This window comes from Aquabacterium sp., from assembly GCF_021768455.1.
Classification (GTDB): domain Bacteria; phylum Pseudomonadota; class Gammaproteobacteria; order Burkholderiales; family Burkholderiaceae_C; genus Aquabacterium.
The window spans coordinates 1-24,188 of sequence record NZ_JAIZVX010000055.1; the positions used below are offsets into that span (position 1 = coordinate 1).

The following is a 24,188-nucleotide window of genomic DNA, read 5'->3' on the forward strand; positions in this document are numbered from 1 at the left end:
AGCCCTGTGCACAGGGCTGCTGATCACGGGCGTGCTGGCGGCCTTCGCCCCGCGCTCCTACACGGCGGATGCCGCCTTGATGCTGCGACTGGGTCGCGAATACCTCTATACGCCAGAGGTGGGAGATGCAGCCGGTCGCACGCCCCTGGCCTACGACCGGGAACAGACCATCCAGTCCGAAACGCGCATCCTGCTCAGCCGGGATGTGCTGGAGGCCGCCCTGGACACCCTGGGCGTGGCGCGCATTTACCCGGATCTGGCCAAGTCACCCGCGCAGCGCGGGCAAGCGGTGCTGTCCCTGAGCAAGGCCCTGGACGCCGAACTGCTCAAAGGCAGCAACCTGATGCAAGTGCAGTTCAAGCACCGCGATCCCGAGGTGGCAGCCCAGACCCTGTCGGCGGTGATCGACGCGTACCTTCAAAAGCGCCAACGGGTCTTTGCAGGCCAGGGCATCAAGTCCAGCGCGGCCGATTTCAGCGCCCGACAGGCCCGACTGCAGCAGGCTGAAACGGCTTTGTCGGCGTTCAAGCAGGCCCACGGCATCCGTGCCTTTGCCGAAGAGCAAAGCCTCCTGCTGGCCCAGCGCAACGCCATGGAACTCAAGGCCTCCGACGTCGCCCTGGCCCTGGCCCAATCGGGTGGACGGGCCGCGGCGCTGCGCCAGCGTCTGCCTCAGGTGCCCGCCGAGGTCACGCTGGCCAACGAAACCCGCAGTGGAGAGGCGACCGAGAGCACCTTGAAGCTGCTGATGGACCTCAAGCTCAAAGAGCGAGACCTCAGCGCCAAGTTCGCCGACTCCGAACCACCGGTCACCGACGTGCGTCAGGACATTGCCCTGGCCACCGCCCACCTGCAAACGCTGCGCGCCAACCCACCGCGCACGGTGCGCACGGGTCGCAGCCCGGTGCGGGACGCGGCCGAAACCGATTTCGAGCACACGCTGGCCGACCAGTCTCAAAGCCGTGCCGGACGCGAGTCGATCACGGCCCAGCTGGCCCGCATCGACAAACGACTGGCCGAACTGGCCGCCCACGAACACGAGTGGACGACCCTGGAGCGCGAACGCCGCCTGGCCGAGGCCGATTACGAGGCCGCCGCCAAGCGCCTGCGTGACGAGCAGACCATGGCCGACCTTGATCGCCAGCGCCAATCCAACGTCAGCATGGTGCAGGCACCCAAGGTGCCGCTGGAGGGCAAATCGGCCCGCATGGCGATCGTGGCCGTGGGCGGGGTGCTGAGTGTGGCCGCGGCCTTGTTCACAGCCTTCCTGAGCTCACTGGCCCGGCAACGCAAAGCCCAGGCCGGCCCGGGCACCGTGAGCCGCTCATGAGCAGCGGCCACAGCGCCCTCGGCCTGAACCGCACCGAGGCGCTGTTGGGCCTCGCCATGGTGCTCTACCTCTGGCTTTCGGCCCCTCTGCTCGCCGTGATGGGCATCCCATACGACGTGCCCATGGGCAGCTTCCCAGCCAAGATCCACCCGGGCACGTATGTGCTGGCGCTGGCCGCCCTCAGCGCCTGGGAGGCCGAACGCTGGCGCCTGGCTGGCCTGAAGACAAGCTTGCAGCGCGACCCCTTGCTGCATGCAAGCCTCGCCTGCATGGTGGCCTGCTTTGCCTGGGCCGTGTTGCGGCACGGGCCGAGTGGCCTCGCTTTTTTCATCGACACCCTGATGGCCCCAGCCATCGCCGGATTGTTGATCACGGCGCAGTCTGACGCCGCGCGGTCGCGGCTGAAGCAGTTGGTCATGTGGCTGATCGTGATCAATGCCGTTCTGGCCCTTGGTGAATACGCCTCACGGGTGCATCTGGTCCCTGGTATCAAGGGGTCGGGCGAAGACGACCCGGATGCTTTTTTCCGCGCCACCGGCTTGCTGGGCCACCCGCTGACCAATGCCAAGGTCACCGTCACCGCCCTGCCCTTCATCGGCGCCCTGCCCTGGGCCTTGCGCTGGCGGGTTGCCGCCGTGGTCTTGCTGTCCCTGGCCCTGCTTGCTTTTGGCGGTCGCACCAGCCTGGTCATGGGGGCCCTGGTCTATGGCTTGGCCGGTCTGGCATGCCTGCTGGTTCACATCGCCCGCGGACGCTTCAGCTACCTGCAACTGACCGGTGGCGCCGTCGGCCTGCTGCTGGGCATGGCACTGGTGACGGCCATCGTGCTGGGCACCGGCCTGGGCGACCGGGTCTTCCACAACTTCACCTGGGACAACAGCGCAGATGTGCGCTTCCTGGCGTGGCAGACCCTGGACCACTTTGGCGGCACCGACATCTGGATGGGCCAGCCCATCGAGGGCATCGACCACCTCGCAGAGCGCGTGGGCATCGACATGCGCTACGAGGCCATCGAAAACTTCTGGGTCTACATGCTGCTGTTGCTTGGCATCACCGGCTTCCTTCCCTTTGTGCTCGGCCTGGCCCTGCTGGCCGTGCACCTGATTCAGCGCAGCGGACTCTGGCAGAGCCTGGCCGTGCTGGTCTACATCGTGGTGGCCTCGGGGACGAACTCCCTGGCCTCCAAAACCATCAGCCTGCTGGTGTTGACGGTGCTGGTCCTGACCAGCGCGCCCGAACGGGCACCCCGCGCCGCACGTCAACCTGCCCCGATGGGGCTCAGGCTCAAGGAGCTGCAATGAACCCGACACGCGTCCGGATCTTCTACCCTGCCGATCCGGTGGGCATCGTGCCTGGCGGCATCGACACCTTCATCCGCGGCATGATCAAGTCGGCCCCTGCCGATGTGGTGATCAGCCTGGTCGGCATGAGCACCGACGCGCAGCAGCGCCCACCAGGCGTCTGGACCACCTGCCACATCGATGGTCACCCCTTCGAGTTCTTCCCGGTGCTGGCCGTCGCCGATGCAGGACAGCGTGAACGTCTGCCGCTGGTGGTGCGCTTCATGGCGGGACTGTGGCGACACCGCGAAGTGATGCGCGAGGGCTTTGACGTCATCGACCTCCACCGCATCGAGCCCGCCCTGTTTTTCCTGCGCGACCACCGTCCGCGCAACATGTTCTTTCACCAGGACCCCAGCTTCCTGCGCCTGGAGGCCTCGGACAACCTCTGGCGTCGCCTGCCCGCGGCCTACGAGCGGCTCGAGGCCTGGATCATGGCCCGGGTGCACAGTGTCTGGTGTGTGCGAGAGAGCGGTGTACAGGTGCTGCGCCAACGCTACCCGGCCTTGGCTCGCCAGACGCATTTCGTGCCGACATGGGTCGACACCTCGGTGTTTTCGCCAGTGAACGAGGCCGAGCGCACGCACCTGCGTGCCGACCTGGCCAGAGCCTGGGAACTGGACGTGAACAGCCGCTGGGTCATCTCGGTGGGCCGACTGGACACCCAGAAGAACCCGCAACGCCTGCTGCAATCGATCGCCCAGTTGAAGGCCGAAGGTCACACGCTGACCTGGCTGGTCGTGGGTGACGGTGTGCTGCGCCCTGAACTCGATCGCCTGGTTGCACAGGCCGGCATCCAGGCCCAGGTCTGTTTCCTTGGCCTGCAGTCGACCGCGCAGATCAGCCAGTGGCTGCGGGCGGCCGATGTTTTCGCGCTCCCTTCGGCTTACGAGGGCATGCCCATGGCCCTGCTGGAAGCCCTGGGCAGTGGCCTGCCCGCGGCCGTCACCGATGTGGGCGAAGTGCGGCGCGTCGTGCACCCCGGCGTGAACGGCAGCATTGCCACGGACCAGACCGATGAGGCCTGGACCGTGGCCCTGCGGGAGGCCCTGACGCACGCAGCAGCCTGGCGCGGGGCCCCGGCCCGCGAAGCCATTGAGCCCTACCAGCCCGAGCGCGTGCTCGCGCCCGTCTACGAAAACCACCGCGCGCTGGCACGCCGGAACCGCCGCACCCGCGCCACCGATGTCAGCGCACAGGCGCCGCGTGTGCACCGCGTGATCGGTGTGGCCGTGCACGGCATGGACCGCAGCCAGGCCGTGCAACGCATCATGGCCTGGGCGCGCCGGCTGGAATCGCGCTACGTGTGCTTCTGCAATGTGCACTCGGCGGTGCTGGCCAGCACCCAGGCCACACACCGTCAGGCCTTGGAGAGCGCAGACCTGGTGGCCCCCGATGGCGCCCCCATCGCATGGACCCTTTCGGTCAAGCGGGGCCAGGCACAGGCGCGTGTGGACGGCCCTGACACCATGCTGGCCCTGTGCGAGGCCGCGGCCCAGCAGGGCGTGCGCATCGGCCTGCTGGGCTCCACCGACGAGGTCCTGGCGTTGCTGACGGAGCGCCTGTGCAAGGCCTACCCCGGCCTGCAGGTCGCCTACAGCCACTCCCCCCCATTTCGCGCCCAGACGGCCGCCGAAGAGCAGCAGGTTTGCGACGACATCCGGGCAAGTCAGGTCGGCCTGTTGTTTGTGGGACTGGGCTGCCCCAAGCAGGAGACCTGGATGCAGCGCCACCGTGGTCGCATTCCTGCCGTGATGCTGGGCGTGGGCGCCGCCTTCGACTTCCATGCCGGCACGGTACAACGCGCACCGGCCTGGCTGCAGTCCCTCGGTCTGGAGTGGCTGCACCGCCTGGCCTCTGAGCCCAGGCGCCTGTGGTGGCGCTACCTGTCGTTCAACACGCAGTTCGTGTGCAAGAGCGCCGTGGACCTCGCCCGCATCCTGATGCGTCGCTCCAAGGCCTTGATCAGCCACCTTGTGCACTGATGCGCCACCCTGAAGCCCGCCCCTGCGCCGACACCGGCCCGCTGAAGCCGGGTTGGCCCGCGGCCGAGACACCCACGTGGTGGCCGGCGTGCGAGGCCTTGTTGCGCGCACACCATGGGCTGTCAGATCTGCGGCCGTCTGGCCTCACACGCGCAGATTCATATTCAGATGCAGGGCACATCTGGCTGGCCCTCACGCCAGACAACGCCTTGCGCCTGCTTCGCGCGCAGCCAGATGCCGTGGTCTGGTACCTGGGTGCGTCGGATGCCCGCCCCCTGGATCCGCACTGGCCCATGTTGGAAGCCGTGTGCACAGGGCAAGGCATGGCCTTGTCGCTCTGGCGGTGCCAATCCGGCACCAGCCTCGTCGGCCAGGCCCTGCGACGTGTCCATGTCGACACCGGCTTCGACCACCGAGCCGCATCGGAGAACTTGCCCAGCCTGGTTGCACGCCTGCTTCAACAGGCCTTGCATGACCATGAACAGGGCCTGCTGCCCGCCCAGGGCGCAGCGCCTGTGTCGCTCATGCCCGGGCCGCAGACGGCCGCCCGGCCGGCATGGTTCAGGTGCGCCATGGGGCGGTGGCGCGGTTGGCTCGCCCAACAGCGTGCCCGCTGGCTGAGCGAACAATGGCGGATCGGCCTGGTCGACGCGCCCGTGTCAGCCTGGCTGGATCCCGGCTTCCGGCCCAAGGTGCGGTGGCTGACCGGGTCGCGCTGGGGGCGCTACCTCGCCGACCCGGCAGGCTTGCCGGGCGACCCAAACCAACTGTTCGCCGAAACCTTCGACGAGGCCACCGGCCAAGGTCACATCGCCCGGATCACCCTGGACGCGCAAGGCAACATGGCCAGTTGCCATCGACTGCCAGTCGGGAGGGGGCAACATGTCTCCTTCCCCCAGACACTGTCGGTAGACGGCCAGGTCTATGGCGTGCACGAGGCCCGCGCCGAGCGACGTTGCACCCTGTATGCGCTGGATCCCGAAGGCCACTGGACACCCCAGCGGACCCTGCTGAACGACGTGGCGGTGATCGACCCCACGCTCTTTCGCCACGAGGGCCGTTTCTGGCTGGCCTACACCGATGGCGACCTGGGAGAGCAGGACAACCTCTGCCTTCACCATGCCGAGCGCCTCGATGGCCCCTGGCTGCCGCATGCCAACAACCCTGTGCGCACCGACGTACGGGGGGCCCGCATGGCCGGTGCTTTCTTTGAGCACGAAGGCGCCCTCTACCGCCCTGGGCAGGACTGCCTGGGCGCCTATGGTCGCGGCGTCGTGCTGCACAAGGTGTTGCGCTGCACACCGGAGTGTTACACCGAAGAGGTCGTTCGCCACGTGACACCCGATCCCCAAGGCCCCTGCCCTGACGGTCTGCACACGCTGTCGGCATGGGGTGAACGCACCCTGATCGACGGCAAGAAGCTCGGCTTCAACCCGGTTGTGCTGTGCCGCAAGCTGCGCCAGCGTCTGGGGCTGATGCCGCACCCGAAGGCCATCTCGCAGGCCGCTTCGGCCGACGCTTCCATTTCGCCCCCTCGCTTGCAGCGGCTGAGCGTGGTCATCCCCCACCTGCGCATGGGCGGGGGTGAACTCTCCATGCTGCGGCTGGCCATCGGCCTGCACAAACTGGGCGTCGAGGTGGAGTTGATCGTCAACACCCTTCGCACCGCCCAGGTCGCTGTGCCAGAAGGCCTGCGGCTGACGGTGCTGGGGCACGAAGGCACGGTCTCGGCCCAACGTGCCCTGACACAGGCACTGCGCACCAGCCGCCCCCAACTGGTGTTCAGCGCCTTCCCGCACACCAACGTCGCCACGGTGGCCGCCGTGCGACAAGCCAAGGTGGGCGCCCGCTGCGTCGTGTCCGAGCACGCGCCACTGCGGCAGCAGATCGCCCGCGAAGGCGGCTGGCGCTACCGCGTGCTGCCACCGGTGGTTCGCTGGGCCTACCCCAAGGCCGACGCGGTGGTCGCGGTCTCGGAAGGCGTGCGCGCCGACCTCCAGGTCATGCTCGGCGAACGCTGCGCGGTCCATGTCATCGCCAACCCGGTGATCGACGACGCCCAGCCGCTGTCGCCCGAGGTCCCGGCGCAACACCCCTGGCTGAAGGATCCCGCGCTGGCGGTGGTGATGAGCGTGTCACGCCTCAGCGTGGAAAAAGACATCCCCACACTGATGCGCGCGTTTGCGACCGTGCATGCCCAACGCCCCCAGACCCGCTTGATGCTGCTGGGCGAAGGCCCGGATCGTTCTCGCCTGGAAGCCCTGAGGCAGAGCCTGGGCCTGGACGACGTCGTGCAGTTGCTGGGGCAGGTCGAAGCGCCGCGCCAGTGGATGCAGCACGCCCAGGCCTTCGCCCTGGCATCGCTTTACGAGGGGTTCGGCAATGTCTTGATCGAGGCCCTGTCGTGTGGCCTGCCCGTGGTCGCCACCGATTGCCCCGTGGGGCCGCGCGAAGTGCTGGCAGGTGGACGGCACGGCCAACTGGTCCCCGTGGGCGACACCGATGCCATGGCCCGGGCCTTGCTGAAGGCCCTGGACCAAGGGTCGGTGCCCGAGGCCACCTGCCACCATGCGGCCGGCTACACCGCGTCACGCGCCAGCCAGGCCTACCTGCGGCTGTTCGAATCCCTGCTGTGAGGCCCTGACATGCTGGTTCGACACACCCTGTGCTATCTCCCCACCCAGTTGCTCTCGCCGCTGGCCCAGCTGGCGTCCATGGTCTTGTGGACACACTGGCTCGCCCCGGAGGCCATGGGTGCCTTCACCCTCGTCACCGTCATGCAGGAGATGGCCTACCTGGCCTGCCTGGGCTGGTTCTCGACCTACGCCCTGCGCTACCTGCCCCCGGACAACGACACCACAGCCCGCCAGCGCTACCTCGCCACCGAGAACACCGTGGTGCTGGCCTGCGTGGCCCTGAGCCTCGTGCTGGCCTGGCCTGCGACGTGGACGCTGCCCGCATCCGGGCACCGAGGCCTCACTGCCTTGGCGGTGGGCCTGTTCTTTGCCACGCGGGCACTGAATGCCCACTATGCCGAGCGCGCCCGGGCACAGGCCGGCTTCGGCACCTACGCCATCCTCCAACTGGCTGGCCCCGTCGGTGGACTGCTGCTGGGCTGGGTCGCACTCGAGCGCATCGCCCCCACGGCCGACGTGCTGCTGTTCAGCTACGCCCTGGCTCAAGCGGTCGGCACCGTGCTGGCCCTGCCTGGGCTGGGCATGCGCTGGCGACTGAAGGCGCCGGACACTGCCATGTTGAAGGCCGCACTGGCCTTCGGCGGCCCCGTTCTTGGCCTGTCGGCGCTGGGCTGGGTGGCGGAAAACCACGTGCGCTACCTCGTGCAGTGGCAAGACAGCGCCACCGCCCTGGGTCTGATGATTGTGGGCTGGTCACTGGGACGCCGCTGCGCCTCGGTCGCAGCCATGTTGGTGACCACCGCCGCTTTCCCATTGGCCTCTCGCCTGCTCAATGAAGGTCGCCAGGCCGAGGCCCTGCGCCAGTTGCAGGTCAATGCCGCCTTGATGCTGGCCGTGCTGGCCGCAGCCACCGTTGCCATGCAATTTGCCGGCCCCGAACTGGCCGCACTCACCGTCTCGCCCGCCTACCGCGAGGTCACAGGGCAGCTGCTGGGCCTGTCGGTGCTGTCGGGCATGCTGCGCAACCTGCACGTGCACGCCACCGACCAATTGATGCTGCTGCAGCGGCGCATGGGCCTCATCGCACGGATCAGCGTGATCGAGATCCTGGCCTGTGGCCTGGGCTCGGCCGTGGGCCTGTGGGGATGGCAACTGCATGGCGCCGTCGTCGGGCAGGCCATCGGTTCGGCGCTCGCCCTGGGTCTGAGCGTCTGGTGGGCTCGCCAGCAACTGGGCTTTGTATGGCCCTGGGCCGACACCCTGCGCATCGCTGCCGCCTCCAGCCTCATGGCGCTGGCCATGACGCTTTACCCATCTGGCGAGGGCCTGGTGCACCTGGTGGGCAGCCTGCTCTGTGGCGGATTGGCCTACGTCCTGGGCTGCGCAATGCTGTACCGCGACGTCCTGCAACACCATTGGCGCATCATGCGTGCGGCCTGACGCAACGCAGGCCCCGCCACCACGCAGCGTCCCTCCGCGTTCTCCTCCGCCCAGCCCATGCGCACAGCCCCTCAACACCCTGCACACCTTGCCAGCCACGCCCGATCGCAAGGCCAGTGGGTTCGTGCCATCGGCTTGGCCTGCCTCCTGAGCCTGGCGGCACTGGGCTCCTGCGGAGGTGGCGGCGGTGGTGACAAGGCCACACCGGCGGTGACCGCCGGGACCACGACCACGGTACGCACCCTGAACTGCACAGCCGATGCCCGGGTGACGCGCCCCGAAGGCGGCCTGCTCTTCAACAACACCTGGAACAGCGCTGCCGCAGGCCAGGCCACCTGGGAACAGTGCCTGATCGCTCGCACCACCGCGGCTGGCGTCAACCAATATGGCTGGCGCTGGACCTGGCCAAGTGCAGGCGGTGCGCTGTTTGCCTACCCGGAAATCGTGGTCGGCGCCAAACCCTGGGAAGCCGGCCCGGGCAACGACAGCCGCTTCCCCATCCGCATCGCCCAGGCGCAGGCGCTTCGCTTGCGCTACACCACCGAGACCCAGGCCATCGGCAGCCGCAACCTGGCCACCTCGCTCTGGCTGATCCAGACGCCCGAGGTCGCATCGCCACCGGTCGAGTCCGACATCACCGCCGAGTTGATGATCTGGTCCGACTACACCGATGACATGGTCGCCGACCCCGGTACCACCACGCTGCGCGGCACCTTCACCGATGCGAACGGCCTGCAGTGGGACATCTGGGCCGACACCAACTGGGGCGATGCCTCAGGCGGCAGCACGCACCGCTGGACCTACATCGCCTACATCATCCAGCCCGGCCAGCGCCGCCAGAGTGCCGACATCGATGCGCTGGCCATGCTGAGACACGCCGCCTCACTCGGATTGATCAGCACCAGCCTCTACGTCGCCGACGTCGAACTCGGCAACGAACTCGTCGCCGGCCAGGGTGAAACCTGGCTCACCGAATTCGCCCTCACGGTCAACTGACCGGGCCCCCCGTTCACCATTCCCTCCACCTCCACAGCCTCACACCATGCCACGCAAGCCCAACCCCAACGCTTCCCACCGTTTCGGCCTGAGCCGCCGCCGCTTTGTCCAGGGCACCATGGCACTTGGTGCGACGCCTGTCATGGTGGGAGAGGCCCAGGCGGCCACCAGCACGCTGGAGGGTTACGCCAGCGCCACCTCCGTGAAGGCGGGCGACGCGATCGACTTCCACGTGCGTGACCCGCAAGGCAGCATCCTGCTGGGCAAATTCGTCGGCATCAAGGTCACACGCATGGGCTCGCCCGACACCGTCGTGCACGAGTCGCTCACCCTGGTCCGCTATCGCTCGGTCCCGGCAGACGCCTCCAGCAAGGGATGCCGATGGCCTGTGAGCTATCGCCTGTACGTGCCGTCGAAGTGGCCGTCGGGCGTTTACTGGGCCACCTTTGGTGCGGGGACCACCGCCTGCAACGTGCCCTTCGTCGTCAAGGCAGCCACCCGCGCTGCCACCACGCGCGTGATCGTGCAGGTTCCTGTGACCACGCCGCAGGCCTACAACAACTACGGCGGCAAGAGCCTCTACGACTACAACTCGACCAACGGTCAGCGCGCCTCTCAGGTCTCTTTCGACCGCCCCCTGGCCGACCTGCAAAGCACCGGCTTCGACGGCTGGACGCCCCCCATCGTGCGCTGGCTGGCCCTGCAAGGCATCGCTGCCGATTACTGCACCAGCCTCGATCTGCACGCCAACCCGGAGGTGCTCAAGGGCTACCAACTCTTCATCACGGCCGGTCACGACGAATACTGGTCGGCCGCCATGCGCCTGAACTTCGACGCCTTTGTCGCCGCCGGGGGCAACGCGGCCATCCTTGCCGGCAATACCTGCTGGTGGCAGGTGCGCTTCGACTCCAGCCTGGGCACCAACCGCACCATGGTCTGCTACAAATCGGCCAGCACCGACCCGGTCACCACGCCGGCCCTCAAGACCGTCAACTGGCACGACCTGGTCCCCGCACTGCCAGAAAACACCAGCATCGGCCTGAGCTATTACAAAGGCGCGTCCTGGACCAACGCCCTGCCCCGCCCCGATACACCTTACGTGCTGCAAGCGCCCAGCCACTGGGCCTTCACCGGCCTCAACTGGGGCAGCGGCACCCGCTTTGCCGGCAGCTACGTGGGCTATGAAACGGACGCAGCCGACTTCCGATACGGCGCCGATGGTCGCTCCTACCCGACCGGCCTGGACGGCAGCCCCAACACACTGCGCATCCTGGCCCAGGCCGACGCCAGCGACTGGGACGCCCGCGCCCAGGCCCTGGGCCTCTCGGGTGAGCGCTCCGGCTACGCCGCCATGGCCGTCTTCAGCCGTGGCGGCAGCCAAGGCACGGTCTTCAATGCCGGCACCACAGACTGGGTCTACGGCCTGCAGCCCGAACTCTGGGGTCAGACGCCCACGCCGATCAGCACCATCACGCGCAACGTGATCAACAAGCTGTCGGCGCCGTGGACCGAAACGGCCGAAGTGCGCCAGTTCCGCTCCACGCCAGCCACCGGCGCGGCCGGCCATGTTTACGCCATCGGCACCGAGCCGCCGGCAGGCATGGAGCTCGAAGGCACGGCCTTTTACGCCCTGGCCGCACCCGCGACGGGCAGCACACCGGTCTACCGCTTCTATGCGCCCGTGAACGGCACGGCCAATGGCCGCCGCTACCACTACTCGACCAGCCCGACCTACCTGCCGACCTTTGGCTGGATCGCCGATGGCATCGCCTTCCACGCTTACGCCAGCGACGCACCGGGCCGCCGTGCGGTCTACCAGTTCCGCACCCTCGACGCAGACGGCCTGACCGTCACCTTCTTCAGCACGGACATCAATGCCGCACCAGGCTGGATCGCCGACTCGCCCGCTTTCTTCGTGCCTGTGGCCTGACCCTGGGTCAGGATGCCATCGCGCTCAAACGGGCGCGATGGCCACTTGCAAAGGGTGGTGTGGCGCCAGCCTCCCCCACCGGGCCCCGGCCATCATCCTGGGCAAGACCCCAAAAAAAACGGCCCCACAAACCGTGAGGCCGCACTGAATCACTCCCACTCGATCATTTCCGGCACCTTGAGAGCCGCATGAACACTAGGTTTTTGAAGTTCCAAGATTTCTTTCTACCGTCATTTTTACCGACGCTGGAAGGTGGTGATTGCAACGATGGTTGCCGGTCAAACGACAGCCATAACGCGCTTTCTAGTGTACACGGCGAGCCTGAAAATGTGGGTTGAACTGCACTCACGGTTTGAGGCGTCAAGCACCAAGCCTGGTCCTGGAAGCGATCGTGGCGTCCTCTTTGCGGGACACCAAAAAGTTTAGCTCTGTGGAGCATCCTCTGCGGCACCGTCGCATGGTCGATCGTCAAACCACCACCTATCGATGGCATCCCGATCCTCCAGGTGAGAAACCCAGCGGTCGTCGAACAGCACATCGACACTTAAGACCGGCTGCGCGTCGTAGGCGACCTCGTGGTCGAAGAAACGCCCTTGCAGCGCGTCGCAGTGGATACACCCGTTGGAAAGGCAGGTCCGCCCTTCCGTTCGACTGAATCGCGGCTTGATCGCACCGATGCCGTGGCGTGCAAGGGTTTCGACCGGCAGCGTTGCCATCAACAGGTCGGCTCCCCTACGCTCGTCGTCGAAGTCGTAGATATTCGCGGTTACGTCTGCGGCACCCTGAAGCACCCGACTGGCTGCGAAGCATAGGTCGATAACGAGGCCCGTCGTCTTCTTGCAGCGCCAGCACTCGGTGTATGCAACGCAAACGTCCAACGGCAAGGTGCACCCAACCTGTGGTGCAAAGCGCAACTTCCCCGCCAATGCACCTTCGACAAAGCTGCCCAGATCGACGTGCTGCTGCCAGTAGTTCGGGCCTTCGCTGTTCTTGCTGCTCGCGAAAACTGGATGGTAGCAAGGCCCCGGCAAGGACACAAAGCACGTGTTGGTATCAACATCATGGCTAAGCCTGAATGCCGGAGTAGCCTTTTCGACTGGAATGCTCTGCTGCCGCATGAACCAGAGTGTGCGGATTCCCGCAGCCTGAGACATGGCCTGGTAGTGAGCCACTTCATCCAACGGCAAGCGCCCCCATTGGACCTTGAACGCCACCGGCTTCCCTCCCTCGCGGTCTGCCTGCACGTCGAGCGTCCACCCGCCTTCTTCAACCAGTGCTCTAGGCATTTCGAGCGAAGCATTCCATCCCGCGCGTCGCACCGCTTTGGCGATTGCCTCTCTTGCAATCATGGCCTCTGCCGTGTCTGTAACGGCCGTGCAACGCCCCTTCTTGGCATGGGCGAAGTACTGGGTACCGAGCTTCGTTTGCCGAAGCACCACGTCAGCGCCGCAGCATGTCATCTTCAACGCACGATCTTTTCGGTTTCGCGCCCGCAGATTTTCCCAGCCCTCATTATCGAAATCGATGGAGAGCAGTTCTTGATCATTTGAAGTGCATTTGAGTGACATACGAAATGGTGCGTTTTTCTCTGCTGGTCATTCGATCCCGCCAGTAGTCAACAGTCCTGGCACGATAGTTTTGAGGTTGGAAACTAGCTGCCCACGAACCTGTTCAACCGGCATCTTCCAAATGCCGCACAACGTCTGAACTGCATGGACTGTTTCCCATGGGAACCACGGCGTTCCATCCGCCTTGGTTGCAAATGGTCCGTCCGTCTCCAGCAACACGTTGGCAGCAGGCATTTCTGCCACGAGCTGCCGACCTTTCTCACTCGCAACCATCGAGGGCCCGACACTGAACCAGGCACCCTGATCAACCGCGCGACGTAGCTGTTTCTTCGTGCCAGAAAACCAATGAAGCACAGGCGTGCCAGCTTTCGGATGTGCCTCTAGAGCATCCAGAACTTGGTCCGCCGCACCACGAGAGTGCAGACTCATGACTCGCCCGCCGACACGCTCGCATTCCGCAAGGACCACATCCAATATCCTTCGCTGCAGTGCCAGCGAATGCTTGAAGCGTGGCGATCCATCCAGACCGATCTCGCCGATGAACTCGGCTTGCGCTACGAGACTGACCAAGAGATCCATCTCCGCCGCCTTCGCAACGGCTATCTCTGGATGAAGTCCAAGGGCCACCTTGATGTTGGAATACCCCGCAAATACTCGCGATGTGGCCAACCAAGCTCTGGGACTTGTGGAAACAACCAGCGTAAAGATGTTCTGCTTCGCAACTTGTGGGAGCAGGCTCAGGGCATTCGGATACAGATCCAGGTGACTGTGGAAATCGATCAAATGATGCCCTCGTGCTCGAGAAATGCACCCAACTCGCCGATGCCAGCCTCTACCACCCGCTGGAACGAAGCGCGCTCATCTGGTGTCGCAAAGGTCAATGCTCCGGCAGCCATGGGACCAACGCCGTCTGACAGATAACGGAGATAAGCGATCGCTGCAGCATGGGTGTCATTTGCGTTACCTGAAGGCGCGGTTGCCTTGAGATTTCCATAGCGATAACTTGGCGTTGGATCTTGGGTGTCGGCCCTGAAGAAGGCTGCCCGTCTGACCAAGCATGGAAGACATCTTCCGCAATGCTCGTTCAATCGGCCGTATTTACCGCAACTCGTCGTCCGCGGCATCAAATGGTTCATCAAAGGCAAATCTTGGCATCCCATGAGAACCTCTCCCTTGGTCAGATACTTGTAAGGCGAGTGAAATGACGCCCCAATGCCCAGCGCATCCCAGAGATCTTGCAAGTGATGCAGAAACACGGGGTGGGTGGTTTTCGTGCTGAGTGAACCCATGCGGCCCGGGTTCAACGGAATGTTGAGGCTGATAAATCCGTTCTCCGGAACGTAAACATAAAGGGGATCGATGTCTGGCAACGCAGATGCTGCCAAGGCAGCAAAGCCGTAGAACACAATCGAGCGAGCGCGAGTAGATAGTTCGTGATCCACCGTCGAACGGACGTTGCTATTCCACAGCAGGTGCCGGTCAGCGCCCCCCAAACGGCGAGCAAAATGGTGCTGATCCTCCCGGTTGCCCTTCACAAGCTGAGAGACAAACAATGGCTTCTTGCCAAGTACCGTGAGGTCGATTGCACCGACCAGGCTGTCCATTCCGCCTGACAAGAGGCACACGCAGTCAGCGTCGAAGCGCGCCGGAGCCGTGGAGAGTGCCCGCGGCCGCCCCCCTTCAAGAAAGGTCAGATGCCAAAAGTCCCCGGTTAGAAAGCGAAGCATCTCTTCAATGTCTCGCTTGCGTGCGCTGAAGGGCTCAGGATTCTGTAAGGCCACTTCCATTTCAATCACGCGTGTCCATCCGTCTGCGCTGTTAGACCGCTGAACAGCCAAGTCTGACGCCCCGACAGCCAGGGCGAAAGTTGCGAAATCCCACGCCGGCAGGCTTGGGTAAATGCCTTTGAGTTCGAGGTCGTCGAGCAGACCGGTGCCTACGGAGCCCACGTCTTGGCGCTGCGACGCGGTGTACATCGAGTAGTACACCGTACCGCGCTCCAAATCACGTGGCAACATCTGCTGGGGGAGACAGATGACTCGGCTCATATCGAATCCTCGAACACCATGAAGGTTGTCTGTACCGCCTCACGCAACACTGTTTCCAGCTGCTGGCGCGTCGGGTTCGGCGTCGCGTCCCGGATAGTCTCCAACTGTGCGGCCACGGAGTTCTTTAAGAAGCTTCGCATTTCATTGGTCCGCTGGACGATGGTCGAGGGAGAAAACCTCGCGCTCTCGAACAGTTGACCGATGTCTGCGTACATGCGGTTGCAGGCTTCATGCCCCAAATACAGTTGCATGAGGGTCCAGATCTGAGGGTCTTGCAACGCAAGCAGATCAACATCCGGGTCGAGAACCGTGAGTTCGGAAAGGGCCTGTGCCATTGAATCCTTCGCTGACTCCTCATCGACGCTGCCACCCTCCGGAATGATCTGAGCAACGATTGCATCGATAACGGTCTGTGCCGAGGGGCTGGTCGCGCGCAGGGTATCCATCCACTCGTTGATCCGGGGATCCGATCGCTCCCGTGCCGCCTGCAGGAACGAGCCTAGGCCGGCCCCCGCTTTTGTCGAAGTGCGCATACGCGCGGCAACGTTGCGCGCACCACCCATACCGGTCCGCGAGTATTGGCCGGCCGCGCGCCCTAGCGCTTGGGTGTCGCCACTGCGGGCGAAGGCTCCTAAACTGGCACGCGCACCTTTGAATCGACTTGCAGGGGCCACGCCCTCCGCAGCAGGTTGAGGCGACGCAGTCGCATCGCCACCTCCCGATCGAGCCTCCGCATCCACTTCGCCAGCTCCACCGACAGGAATGTCATTCAGCCATGGAGGGTCGAAAGAAACGTTGCCGCCTGGGCCAGCGCTTGACGCGGAAGTTCCCATTACGATTTCCCCCTCTTCGCGGAGATCGCTCGCTTGACTGGAGTCGGGGTATCAGCATCAACCTCCCAACGCTGCAACTCACTTGTGGCCCATGTCTCGTTCTGCAGAAGCGGTACAAGCGCGATGGGCCGACGGGTAGAAGGTATTTCACCCAACAAGAGAGCAAGTTGAGGTCCTAGCGCGGGGAAGGCCTTCGTAATGTTCAGGCAGCGTGCGACGGAGTCGGCAGTGAACTGCTCGGTTCGTGCCTTGCGACCCAAACGCATCAGCACGCGCTCGGCCTCGCTTTCGCCCAGGGCTTTGATCTGGTCGACCAGAGTTGGAATCACGGAGGTCGCCCCAAGAAGTGCATCGAGCATCTTCTGCGCTTCCTGGCTGAGTTCGTCGTACGCTGCGATCGCAAGCTTCCGATCACGACTTAAGTGCATGAGCGGACGCAGATCGACATCACCCAGTTGCGGTGCGAGCTTCACCCACTGCTCGTAAAAGGGCTGAGGCCAGGCCGTGGGCGCGACCCATGCGTCTCCCTTCTGCGCCGCAGCTTCCAAGTCAGCGATGAACTGCACCTTGCCGTCATCGCTCGCTGCCACAGCCTTGGCCAAGTGCTCAAAACCAACCGCGTTGGCGCACCTCTCAAACAGCTGAAGCTTCACCAGCTCGGGAAAGCCGATGCTCATACCTTGGGACTTAGCGATTGCCTCGCGAAGCACCAAGTTGTTGAGGAAGCGCTTGATCAACCGAGGGTTTCCGGCAATCTGCTCGGCGCTCGCAAGAATATGCGCGAGCTGGTCCGCTAAGTCGATTTCCTTCGCGACCTTGTCGACCTCGGCACCAAAGGCAGCGCGGATGTCTTTCGCGGACAATCCTGACCATCCTTTTTTTGCGAGTTCGAGGACCTTTCGCTGTGCCTCGTTCATGGTTTTTTCAGTGATCTGTTTGCGCCGACGAGCCAGATCGGTCAACAGCAGGACCAAGTACGCCTTGACCTCCGTGGTGCCTAAGCGCGGCACCTGCAGCGGAACTTGAATCAGCTTATCGAAATAGCTGGTGACAAGCTCATTGCTGATCTCAGCGTCCTTGAAGTGCGCGCGCACGGCGCTGCGGATCATTCCCTCATCAGCGGCAATGATGAAAGCCGTGCGCTCGACATGAAGAAGCAATCGCATCGCCTCCAGTGTGTCGATCGCGGTGTCTGGCAAGCAACGGTCCAAGTCATCGACAAGCACCACCAGGGTAACGTCCAGTTCTTTCAGCAGTTCAGTGAAGGCACCGCGAAGGGCCTCAATCTCCTGGGGCAAAGAGCGCTCGCTCTTCTCCTTGAGCAGACCGGCGAATTCGGGCTGCAGCTCACCATAGGCGGCCTTGACCTTCTCAATGTCCGCCGGAACAACCGAACCCGCCTGCACCATCCCGCTGACAGCACCTACAAGGGCTCCAAGTGGGCCGCCGAGAGTTCCACCGATCAGTGCTTGGACGCCAATGGGTGCAAGCATCCGGCCTACGCGCAAAAGCTTGATCCGTTTGACGAATCCCCAGGCTTTGTCGACGGCGGTTTTACGCGACTCAGCAACAGCGACCAGCTTGTCGGCCACAGCATCCAAAAGCGCCTGTCGAGCATCGTCGTATCCTTGGTAGAGCCAGGCATTGAATTCCAGGAAGATGTATTTCTCATCACCGGCGCTGGCCTTCAACTCGGCACCGATCATCTTCACCAATGACGATTTTCCGGCTCCCCAGTTTCCGGAAACACCGATGGTCAACGGTTCACCGCCAGCGTCCTGGATCAGTTGCGCGGCCGCTTTCGCCACATGTGAAAAATTGAGCAAGTCAATTTTGGCTTCGACATCGTTCCACATCCTAGATGGCTCCCTCATTCGTGCTTGGAATGCAAATATAGGCGAAGAAGATATTCGTGGCTGTTCGGCATTGAATGCCGGCATAACGACTTACGCATCGGCCCACCAAGACTTGTCGCTGCGTTCCGTAGTAATCGAGTTCCATCAGACGCCAGACCGGCTTATCCAAGATCACATTGAATACCCTGTCATTGCTCATGATGGCACCGCTGCGGGCGTAGTCACCGGCACTTTCGATCTTGCCCTTTTCAGTCGCGCCGCATCGAATTACGGGAGCAAACCACTCACTCGCTGGCCGATGGGCCAAACAGATCGTTGGTGATCATTGAGCCGCTGGACTCGGCCACCAATTCCCGATGACTTGAACCGCTGGGCACCAGGTGCCCACATTGGGCGAGCAATCCATCATAAGCAAGCACCCGCAGTCGATTGATCCTCTTCGTGCCCTTGGGGAACTGGATCAGATCGTCGTACAGCCTGGGGTGATCGGCACGCGCCAATTCAAACACCAGTCGGATCGGCTCCCCACTGACCTTGGCGTTGGCGCTCATTGCTTGCTCCCCGACGGCGTCGCACCTTCAGTCCGTGGCGCGGCCATCACCGTCCGCGCATAGTTCTGCCCTGCCAGTTGAAAGCCCCGCACATTGGCGAACATAGGTTCCTTGACCTCATGGATCTTGTGATTCGGGAACGCCGCCTTCACCGCCTTCTTGAACAGGAAGGCACCGCCGCCGACCAGGATGATGTTCTGCAAGCTGTGTGGCGATTCGATGTACTGCTTCATTGCCGACACGGCCTGCTGCGCCACCGCCTCAGCCATGGGCATGAATCTGGTGATGTCGTAGGACTTCTGGAAAATCACTGGCTGCTTGCCCGTTCGCAAGGCCAGGTCGATGGCGTCGAGGTCGCGATAGGGGCTGCCGATGTCCTTGGTGATCTCGGCGGCGATCAGGCGCAGCACATCCGACATGCCACGGTTGAACGAATGGCTTTGCTTTTGCACCTGCCTCATGCCCCTGGCCACCAACCAGTCGAAAGTTCTTGAGCCAGGGTCGATGATCAAGCTTTGCTCATTGCCGATGGTGGCCATCTTCTTGTGCACCGATGCGTAATGCGCCAATGCTCCCTGAGGCTGCGCCACAGCGAGTGCCTTGACGACAGTCACCGTCTTGCCACTCCCAACGTCATGCGTTCCCGTCATCGCCTTCTCCAGCGCCGCCTTCTTGAGGTGCAGCAGGGCCACAGGCAGGCCCACCACCAGGAGGTCGATGCGACTTTGCTTCATGAGATGCAGGGCGCCTCGAAGCAAGGCCATGTACTCGGGCGTGTCGGTGTACTCGTCGTGCAATTGGGTTGCACGCACGGAATCGGCCACCAGGTGGACATCGGGACCTACCTCGTAGAACAAGTGTCCGATGGGGATAGACACGGTTTTGCGCCGCTCGGATGCCGACCAGGCCTGAGTCTCGCTGGCGCTCGGGTAGGCAATGGAAGGAAAGCTGGCGCAGCGGATCTCGGTGCCCTCCGTGCCAACGACGTATTTGGTGTTGCCTGATCCGACATCCACCGCTCTGACGATCAAATCCATGATGAGCCTCCAAGGCGTGGGTTCATGAGCGATCAGCATCAGCAAGCTGACACGATCCCGCCACGGCAAACCCCGACTCAGAACACCCGATTTCGGCATCGGTGCAGATTCACTGTCAGCCCGCATGCGCCGCAATGACATTGGCCTGTTGCCAAACCTTCGGGCTCTGGGTTCTGGGGTCGCGTGTGTCACCACGTTCTCATTCGAATGACACTCGTCAACCCCTCTCGCCACGCCCGAGGCAGGCGCCGTCGATGTCCATCTCAGCCCATCGAGAACCTGTGTTGGGAACCAGAGGCAGGATTTTTTGATGTCAAGCCCACGGGCTGTCTGGCGCTTGAGCCCTATCAGTAAATAAGCACGACTCAAGGGCATGTTGCGCGCCCCTAGTTCGCCACGCTCAAACGCCCGGCTATGTGGGCCATTGCGGCTGTGGTCCTTGACCTAAGGGCCCCCGGCGATTCCACTACAGATTCCCGAGAGCCGTCCTGGCTCTGCTCCCGATGGAGCAAAAGGCGTCGCAGTCGTTACCTGCCCTCCAAGCTCCGGTCCTTGAACCGGAATTCGCCATCGCCCCTGAGGTGCTGGCCCTGAGGTCTTCTTCGCAGTGCATGCACCGATGGCCCTGCCAACTCCCTGAGTTGGGCGTTCCTGAAACGCGCCACGGTCTTCGAGCACGCAGTCGGCACCCGATGCTGAACCGCTGTTCCCGCCATCCCTTGAGCCTGCGCCTCGGCGCACCGCACGGTTGTGTTTGCCTCTTTAGGCTCCCCGTGCGACCTCGCTCATGAACTCGGCACCGCCCTGGATTTTCGGTCAGGGGTGGACCCATGCGAGTGGATGGCGCTCCGAATCCAGAACTGATCCACCACAGACGCGTGAGGCCAGACCTCCGCGCCGATGCCGTCCATGCCCCAGAGGCAAACCGGCATCACCAACCCCACGGCTGCAGAAATGCACGACTGGGACGGATCACCCGTTTCGTTTTTAAGAAAGACCGAGTTGGCCGGTGTCGATGCATCAACGCAGGCACACCGACCGACAAACCTTTGGGTAGGCGCCGCACCTGTCGTGGTCGCGTGCGGCGCTGAATGCTTGACCACGACCCGATGGGGCGACGGAATCCGCGCCATCGGCGATCTCCATGGGATTCCACCTTCACTCACGACCAACCCGCTGTTCGGGCGGCGGGCCCTTGACCATGGGCACACATCATGTCTGACTCATCCATCACTCGATCCACAAGGCCCAGATCATCACGGAGCCGGGTTCAGGAAGCATCCAGCCCTGGACGCTCAAGCCAGCACCAGCCCGCACGCCGTCAAAGCTGGGCGGGCAAGTCACCCCAGGACATCCTTGCCCACTACCCCACGGGCAAGACGCCACCGCTCAAGGTGCTGGAAGTGTTGATCGAACTGTTCAACGCCCTGCACACCTCGATGGCCAAGACAGTCTCACACAAGACACGGCAAGAGCGCGCCCAGTTCCTGCGCCGATTCTTTCGGGACTTGAAGACAAAGGCCGGGTTCAAGACGGTGCCTGACCCGCGCAACCTGGGGCAAAAGCACATCCGGGCCATGGTGCAGGTCTGGCAGCAGGAGCACCTGGCCCCGGCGACGATCCAGACCTACCTGAGCTTTCTGCGAGGCCTGGCCATGTGGATGGGCAAGCATGGCTTCGTGCGATCACCGGACCACTACGGCCTGAGCGTTGACGAATACCAGCGCCATGAGTACGCCAGCCGGGACAAAGGTTGGTCGGCAAATGGGGTGGACATCGACGCCTTGATCACCCAGGTCTGTGACCACGACCGCTTTGTGGGGGCTTCGTTGCGATTGATCCGCGCCATGGGCCTGCGCCGCAAGGAATCGGTGCTGTTTCGGCCGTTTGAGAGCGTCGTGCCCTTCGAGTCCACGGGCCTGCCGCCCGAGGACAAGTTGGCTGATCGGTACGCCAGGATCAAGGGCAAGGGAGGCCGGGTGCGCCACATCCCGCTGGACAGCCCTGCGCGGCTTGCCGCCGTAGCATTCGCGCAGGGCGTGGTCAGCAGCCAGGATGCCCACATGGGCAACCCCGCCCATGACCTGCGCAAGAACCTCAGGCACTTTGACTACGTGTTGACCAAGTTCGGCATCACCGTGCGCGAACGCGGGGTGACCGCCCACGGCCTGCGCCATGAGGTGTTGATCGGTCACTATGAGGCCCTTGTAGGAACCCCACCCCCGGTGCGTGGCGGGCAGATGGTGCCACCGGAACTTGACCGTCAGGCCAGGCAATCCGTGTCCAGATTGGCCGGGCATGCGCGCATACGCGCTTCGGGGGCCTACCTTGGTGCGGTGCGAGTGCAGCGCCATCCTGGATCACGTGATGCGGATGGCATGGACGACGCGCCGCCAGAGCGGGCGTGACCAACGCCAACGGCGCAGTGCCCTTGCCTGCGCCGGGTTGGTCGGAAAAGCTCTGTGAGCCTCAGGCCGCTGACTCCGCGAGTTCATCGACCTCAGAATGGGAATCGTCCAGGGTGGCAGCCCCGCCTTCGCCTATCGTCGCAACCGAGGCAGCTTGACCCCGCAGGCATGGAGGCAACCAACCGGAGCCCGCCAAGGCCAACTCAGCGGCCACCACGGCGGCATCCTTCTTCATACCTGCCAGCGGCGCTGCCGCGTTGATGTCCACCGCCTCGGTGACCACGTCCACCACGCGGCTCTTGGACACATGGTTCAGGTAGGAAGGGCCATTGGCTGTCCACCAGCGGCGCATGTCCAGACCCAAGGCCTCTGCCAACACATCGGTGCGTTGGGTGGGTGACTCCACGCCCTGAATGCCGGTGACCGAGCACGCCACCACCACGGTCAGCAGTTGGAGCACCGTGGCTTGATCTTGTGCCAGCAGCCAAGGGAACACGGCATCCAAGTCTTGCGGCAACTTCTGCGCCCAGGCGCTGCGCTCAGCCTCCATGCGCAACCATGCCGGGCAGGCCTCGATGTCATCGGCAGCGGATTGCAGCGCAGACTGGCTGTCCGTGACCGAGACATCCAGCACCTGTGGCTGCTGGTGGTAGCGGTAGTCGCGGCTCAGGAACAGCTTCTGGGCCAACTGAGCCGTGAGCGCGACCAAGGCCACATCAGGCCGTGCAATCAACTCGGCCTGCACGGCGGCGACCCGATGTGCCGTCAGGCGGCGCATCAGCTTGTCGGAGTAAACCGGGCGAACCTTGGCCGGTGGGCCGGACAGCATGTCCCCTTGTGCACCGCCCTCACCTGCCTGCCCAGCGCCCTGCGTCAGGACATGGGCCACGGCACTGCGGTCCTCCGGGCGGATCAGGCCACATTTCACCGTGGCCGCGCCGTTGTGCCCCACGTGGACCACGCACCCGGCCTGTGCCATCAGGTCAGCGGGCCACACGCTCAGTTCGTCGTTGAGGGCCTTGAGCCGCAGTTGCAAGGCTGCTTGCTCGCTTTCAAGCTCCTGGTATGCCGCGCCGTCACCCTGGTCCGCGTCATCGCCGTCCATGTCGTCCAGCACCTCCATGCGTTGTTGCACTGCCTGCATCGCAGCTTCCAGGTCCGCCAGCGCAGTGGCCTCTTGCTCTGTGGGTTCGCGCCGTACTTTGCGCAACTCGGTGTGGCCGGTGTACTCGTCACGGTCATAGCGCACCCGCACGTCCACCCACTTCCAGCCCTCGGCACGCACCTGCTTGGCCTTCTTGTTGAGTTTCTCCACGGCCAGACGTTCCAGCAACGGCGCATCCAACAGGTAAGCTTTCTTGTCATCGTCGCTGAACAGGTCACGGCGTGTGACCCCTCCTGCCTTCTCGTAGGTCTTGAGCGTCACGTACTTCGCCACCGGGTCACGGTCGGACTCGATGTCGCCCTGCGTCAGCAATTGCCGCAAGTAGTCGGGGCGGCGGTTCCATTGCGGCAAGCCAGCCCAGGCCTGTTCCTGCTTTTCGTGGTCATCGACCGAGGCCAGCACCATCAGGCATTCCAGGCTGATGTCATCCACCCGGAACTCGTCCATCAGCTTGGGCGACACGCTTGCCAGCTTCATGCGGCGCTTGACCACCAGGGGGGTGACCCCAAAGGCCGCAGCCACCGTCTCGACGGACTTGCCTTCGCCCAACAGGCGCGAGAAGGCCAGGTACTCGTCGGCGGCATGCATGGGCACATGGAAGATGTTCTCGGACAGGCTGGCCATCAGCGCCTTGTCGGCAGGCACGATGAGGATGGGCACGGGGTAGTTGTCAGGGATGTCGCCGTTGCTCATCAGCAAATTCAGCGACTCCAGGCGACGGCCACCGGCGCACACTTCAAACAGGCCACGCAGGCCCTTGATGACGATCAGGTTCTGCAACACGCCGCAGTCCAGGATGGACGCAGCCAACTCGGCGATGCTCATCTTGCTGGTGCTGCCGCCTGGGCGCACCTGATGGTCTGCCGACAGCACCAGCTTGTTCAAGGGCGCGGTGGTACGGGGGGATGCTGCAATCACGGCATCGATCTCTGCCTTGGTGAATTTCATGGGGGGCTCCTGCACGGTTGAGGGACATGCCTTGTGCGTGTCCATGCATTCAGAATCTCATCCGGCCCGCTGAAATCAAGGTCGTGAACTTGCCCCTCTACGGGCCCCACCAAGCAC

The 24,188-nt window shown here is 63.8% G+C and carries 16 protein-coding genes; 8 read left to right on the forward strand and 8 right to left on the reverse strand.

Translation table 11 applies throughout. The features are described 5' to 3' along the window. From QZ994_RS09160 to QZ994_RS09190, 7 genes are all read left to right on the forward strand, one after another. Nucleotides 1–1,330, forward strand: a 1,330-nt coding sequence (locus QZ994_RS09160) for a hypothetical protein (protein WP_290871130.1), incomplete at its 5' end; no start/stop codon positions are given. Then, complete coding sequence (locus QZ994_RS09165) at nt 1,327–2,631, forward strand: VpsF family polysaccharide biosynthesis protein (RefSeq protein WP_290871131.1); 1,305 nt, start codon at nt 1,327–1,329, stop codon at nt 2,629–2,631. The genes QZ994_RS09160 and QZ994_RS09165, both read left to right, overlap by 4 nt. After that, nucleotides 2,628–4,655, forward strand: coding sequence for a WecB/TagA/CpsF family glycosyltransferase (locus QZ994_RS09170; protein ID WP_290871132.1), 2,028 nt, complete (start codon nt 2,628–2,630; stop codon nt 4,653–4,655). The genes QZ994_RS09165 and QZ994_RS09170 overlap by 4 nt, the downstream gene beginning before the upstream one ends. Before the next feature lie 209 nt (nt 4,656–4,864). Continuing rightward, nucleotides 4,865–7,291, forward strand: a complete 2,427-nt coding sequence (locus QZ994_RS09175) for a glycosyltransferase (RefSeq protein WP_290871133.1) — start codon at nt 4,865–4,867, stop codon at nt 7,289–7,291. Nucleotides 7,292–7,300: 9 nt separating this feature from the next. Beyond that, on the forward strand, nt 7,301–8,731 hold the full coding sequence (locus QZ994_RS09180; RefSeq protein WP_290871134.1) for a lipopolysaccharide biosynthesis protein: 1,431 nt from the start codon (nt 7,301–7,303) through the stop codon (nt 8,729–8,731). A gap of 57 nt (nt 8,732–8,788) precedes the next feature. Further along, the gene (locus QZ994_RS09185) at nt 8,789–9,727 is read left to right on the forward strand and encodes a hypothetical protein (RefSeq protein WP_290871135.1); all 939 of its coding nucleotides are present in this window, start codon (nt 8,789–8,791) and stop codon (nt 9,725–9,727) included. A gap of 46 nt (nt 9,728–9,773) precedes the next feature. After that, nucleotides 9,774–11,657: a N,N-dimethylformamidase beta subunit family domain-containing protein gene (locus tag QZ994_RS09190; RefSeq protein ID WP_290871136.1), complete on the forward strand. Its 1,884-nt coding sequence runs from the start codon at nt 9,774–9,776 to the stop codon at nt 11,655–11,657. A 422-nt stretch (nt 11,658–12,079) separates the two neighbouring features. Here QZ994_RS09190 and QZ994_RS09195 read toward each other — a convergent pair whose 3' ends face one another. From QZ994_RS09195 to QZ994_RS09225, 7 genes are all read right to left on the reverse strand, one after another. After that, the gene (locus tag QZ994_RS09195) at nt 12,080–13,225 is read right to left on the reverse strand and encodes a hypothetical protein (RefSeq protein ID WP_290871137.1); all 1,146 of its coding nucleotides are present in this window, start codon (nt 13,223–13,225) and stop codon (nt 12,080–12,082) included. Nucleotides 13,226–13,252: 27 nt separating this feature from the next. Beyond that, entirely contained in the window at nt 13,253–14,008 is a 756-nt protein-coding gene (gene qatD / locus QZ994_RS09200; protein WP_290871138.1) for a Qat anti-phage system TatD family nuclease QatD, read from the reverse strand. Beyond that, nucleotides 14,005–15,273, reverse strand: coding sequence for a Qat anti-phage system QueC-like protein QatC (gene qatC / locus QZ994_RS09205; protein WP_290871139.1), 1,269 nt, complete (start codon nt 15,271–15,273; stop codon nt 14,005–14,007). Before qatC ends, qatD begins: the two co-directional genes overlap by 4 nt. Then, complete coding sequence (gene qatB / locus QZ994_RS20015; RefSeq protein ID WP_367172281.1) at nt 15,270–16,106, reverse strand: Qat anti-phage system associated protein QatB; 837 nt, start codon at nt 16,104–16,106, stop codon at nt 15,270–15,272. Before qatB ends, qatC begins: the two co-directional genes overlap by 4 nt. After that, nucleotides 16,106–17,962 carry a KAP family NTPase gene (locus QZ994_RS09215; protein ID WP_290871141.1) on the reverse strand — a complete coding sequence of 619 codons (1,857 nt, stop codon included), beginning with the start codon at nt 17,960–17,962 and terminating at the stop codon, nt 16,106–16,108. Before QZ994_RS09215 ends, qatB begins: the two co-directional genes overlap by 1 nt. Before the next feature lie 284 nt (nt 17,963–18,246). After that, nucleotides 18,247–18,513: a hypothetical protein gene (locus tag QZ994_RS09220; RefSeq protein WP_290871142.1), complete on the reverse strand. Its 267-nt coding sequence runs from the start codon at nt 18,511–18,513 to the stop codon at nt 18,247–18,249. Then, nucleotides 18,510–19,550, reverse strand: a complete 1,041-nt coding sequence (locus QZ994_RS09225; RefSeq protein ID WP_290871143.1) for a PRTRC system protein D — start codon at nt 19,548–19,550, stop codon at nt 18,510–18,512. Before QZ994_RS09225 ends, QZ994_RS09220 begins: the two co-directional genes overlap by 4 nt. 1,403 nt (nt 19,551–20,953) lie before the next feature. Between QZ994_RS09225 and QZ994_RS09230 the strand changes: the two genes are divergently transcribed. Continuing rightward, nucleotides 20,954–21,958 (forward strand): phage integrase N-terminal domain-containing protein, encoded by a 1,005-nt coding sequence (locus QZ994_RS09230; RefSeq protein ID WP_290871144.1) that lies wholly within the window; start codon nt 20,954–20,956, stop codon nt 21,956–21,958. Between the two features lie 61 nt (nt 21,959–22,019). On the opposite strand, the gene QZ994_RS09235 is transcribed toward QZ994_RS09230, so the two are convergent. Beyond that, nucleotides 22,020–24,071 carry a ParB/Srx family N-terminal domain-containing protein gene (locus tag QZ994_RS09235; RefSeq protein WP_290871145.1) on the reverse strand — a complete coding sequence of 684 codons (2,052 nt, stop codon included), beginning with the start codon at nt 24,069–24,071 and terminating at the stop codon, nt 22,020–22,022. Nucleotides 24,072–24,188: the final 117 nt, after the last annotated feature.

Coding starts and splice junctions, on each gene's coding strand:
- QZ994_RS09190 (WP_290871136.1), top strand. CDS start 9,774: ATGCCACGCAAGCCCAACCCCAACGCTTCCCACCGTTTCGGCCTGAGC.
- QZ994_RS09235 (WP_290871145.1), bottom strand. CDS start 24,071: ATGAAATTCACCAAGGCAGAGATCGATGCCGTGATTGCAGCATCCCCC.
- QZ994_RS09180 (WP_290871134.1), top strand. CDS start 7,301: ATGCTGGTTCGACACACCCTGTGCTATCTCCCCACCCAGTTGCTCTCG.
- QZ994_RS09215 (WP_290871141.1), bottom strand. CDS start 17,962: ATGTGGAACGATGTCGAAGCCAAAATTGACTTGCTCAATTTTTCACAT.
- qatB (WP_367172281.1), bottom strand. CDS start 16,106: ATGGGAACTTCCGCGTCAAGCGCTGGCCCAGGCGGCAACGTTTCTTTC.
- QZ994_RS09225 (WP_290871143.1), bottom strand. CDS start 19,550: ATGGATTTGATCGTCAGAGCGGTGGATGTCGGATCAGGCAACACCAAA.
- QZ994_RS09185 (WP_290871135.1), top strand. CDS start 8,789: ATGCGCACAGCCCCTCAACACCCTGCACACCTTGCCAGCCACGCCCGA.
- QZ994_RS09170 (WP_290871132.1), top strand. CDS start 2,628: ATGAACCCGACACGCGTCCGGATCTTCTACCCTGCCGATCCGGTGGGC.
- QZ994_RS09195 (WP_290871137.1), bottom strand. CDS start 13,225: ATGTCACTCAAATGCACTTCAAATGATCAAGAACTGCTCTCCATCGAT.
- QZ994_RS09220 (WP_290871142.1), bottom strand. CDS start 18,513: ATGAGCGCCAACGCCAAGGTCAGTGGGGAGCCGATCCGACTGGTGTTT.
- qatC (WP_290871139.1), bottom strand. CDS start 15,273: ATGAGCCGAGTCATCTGTCTCCCCCAGCAGATGTTGCCACGTGATTTG.
- QZ994_RS09165 (WP_290871131.1), top strand. CDS start 1,327: ATGAGCAGCGGCCACAGCGCCCTCGGCCTGAACCGCACCGAGGCGCTG.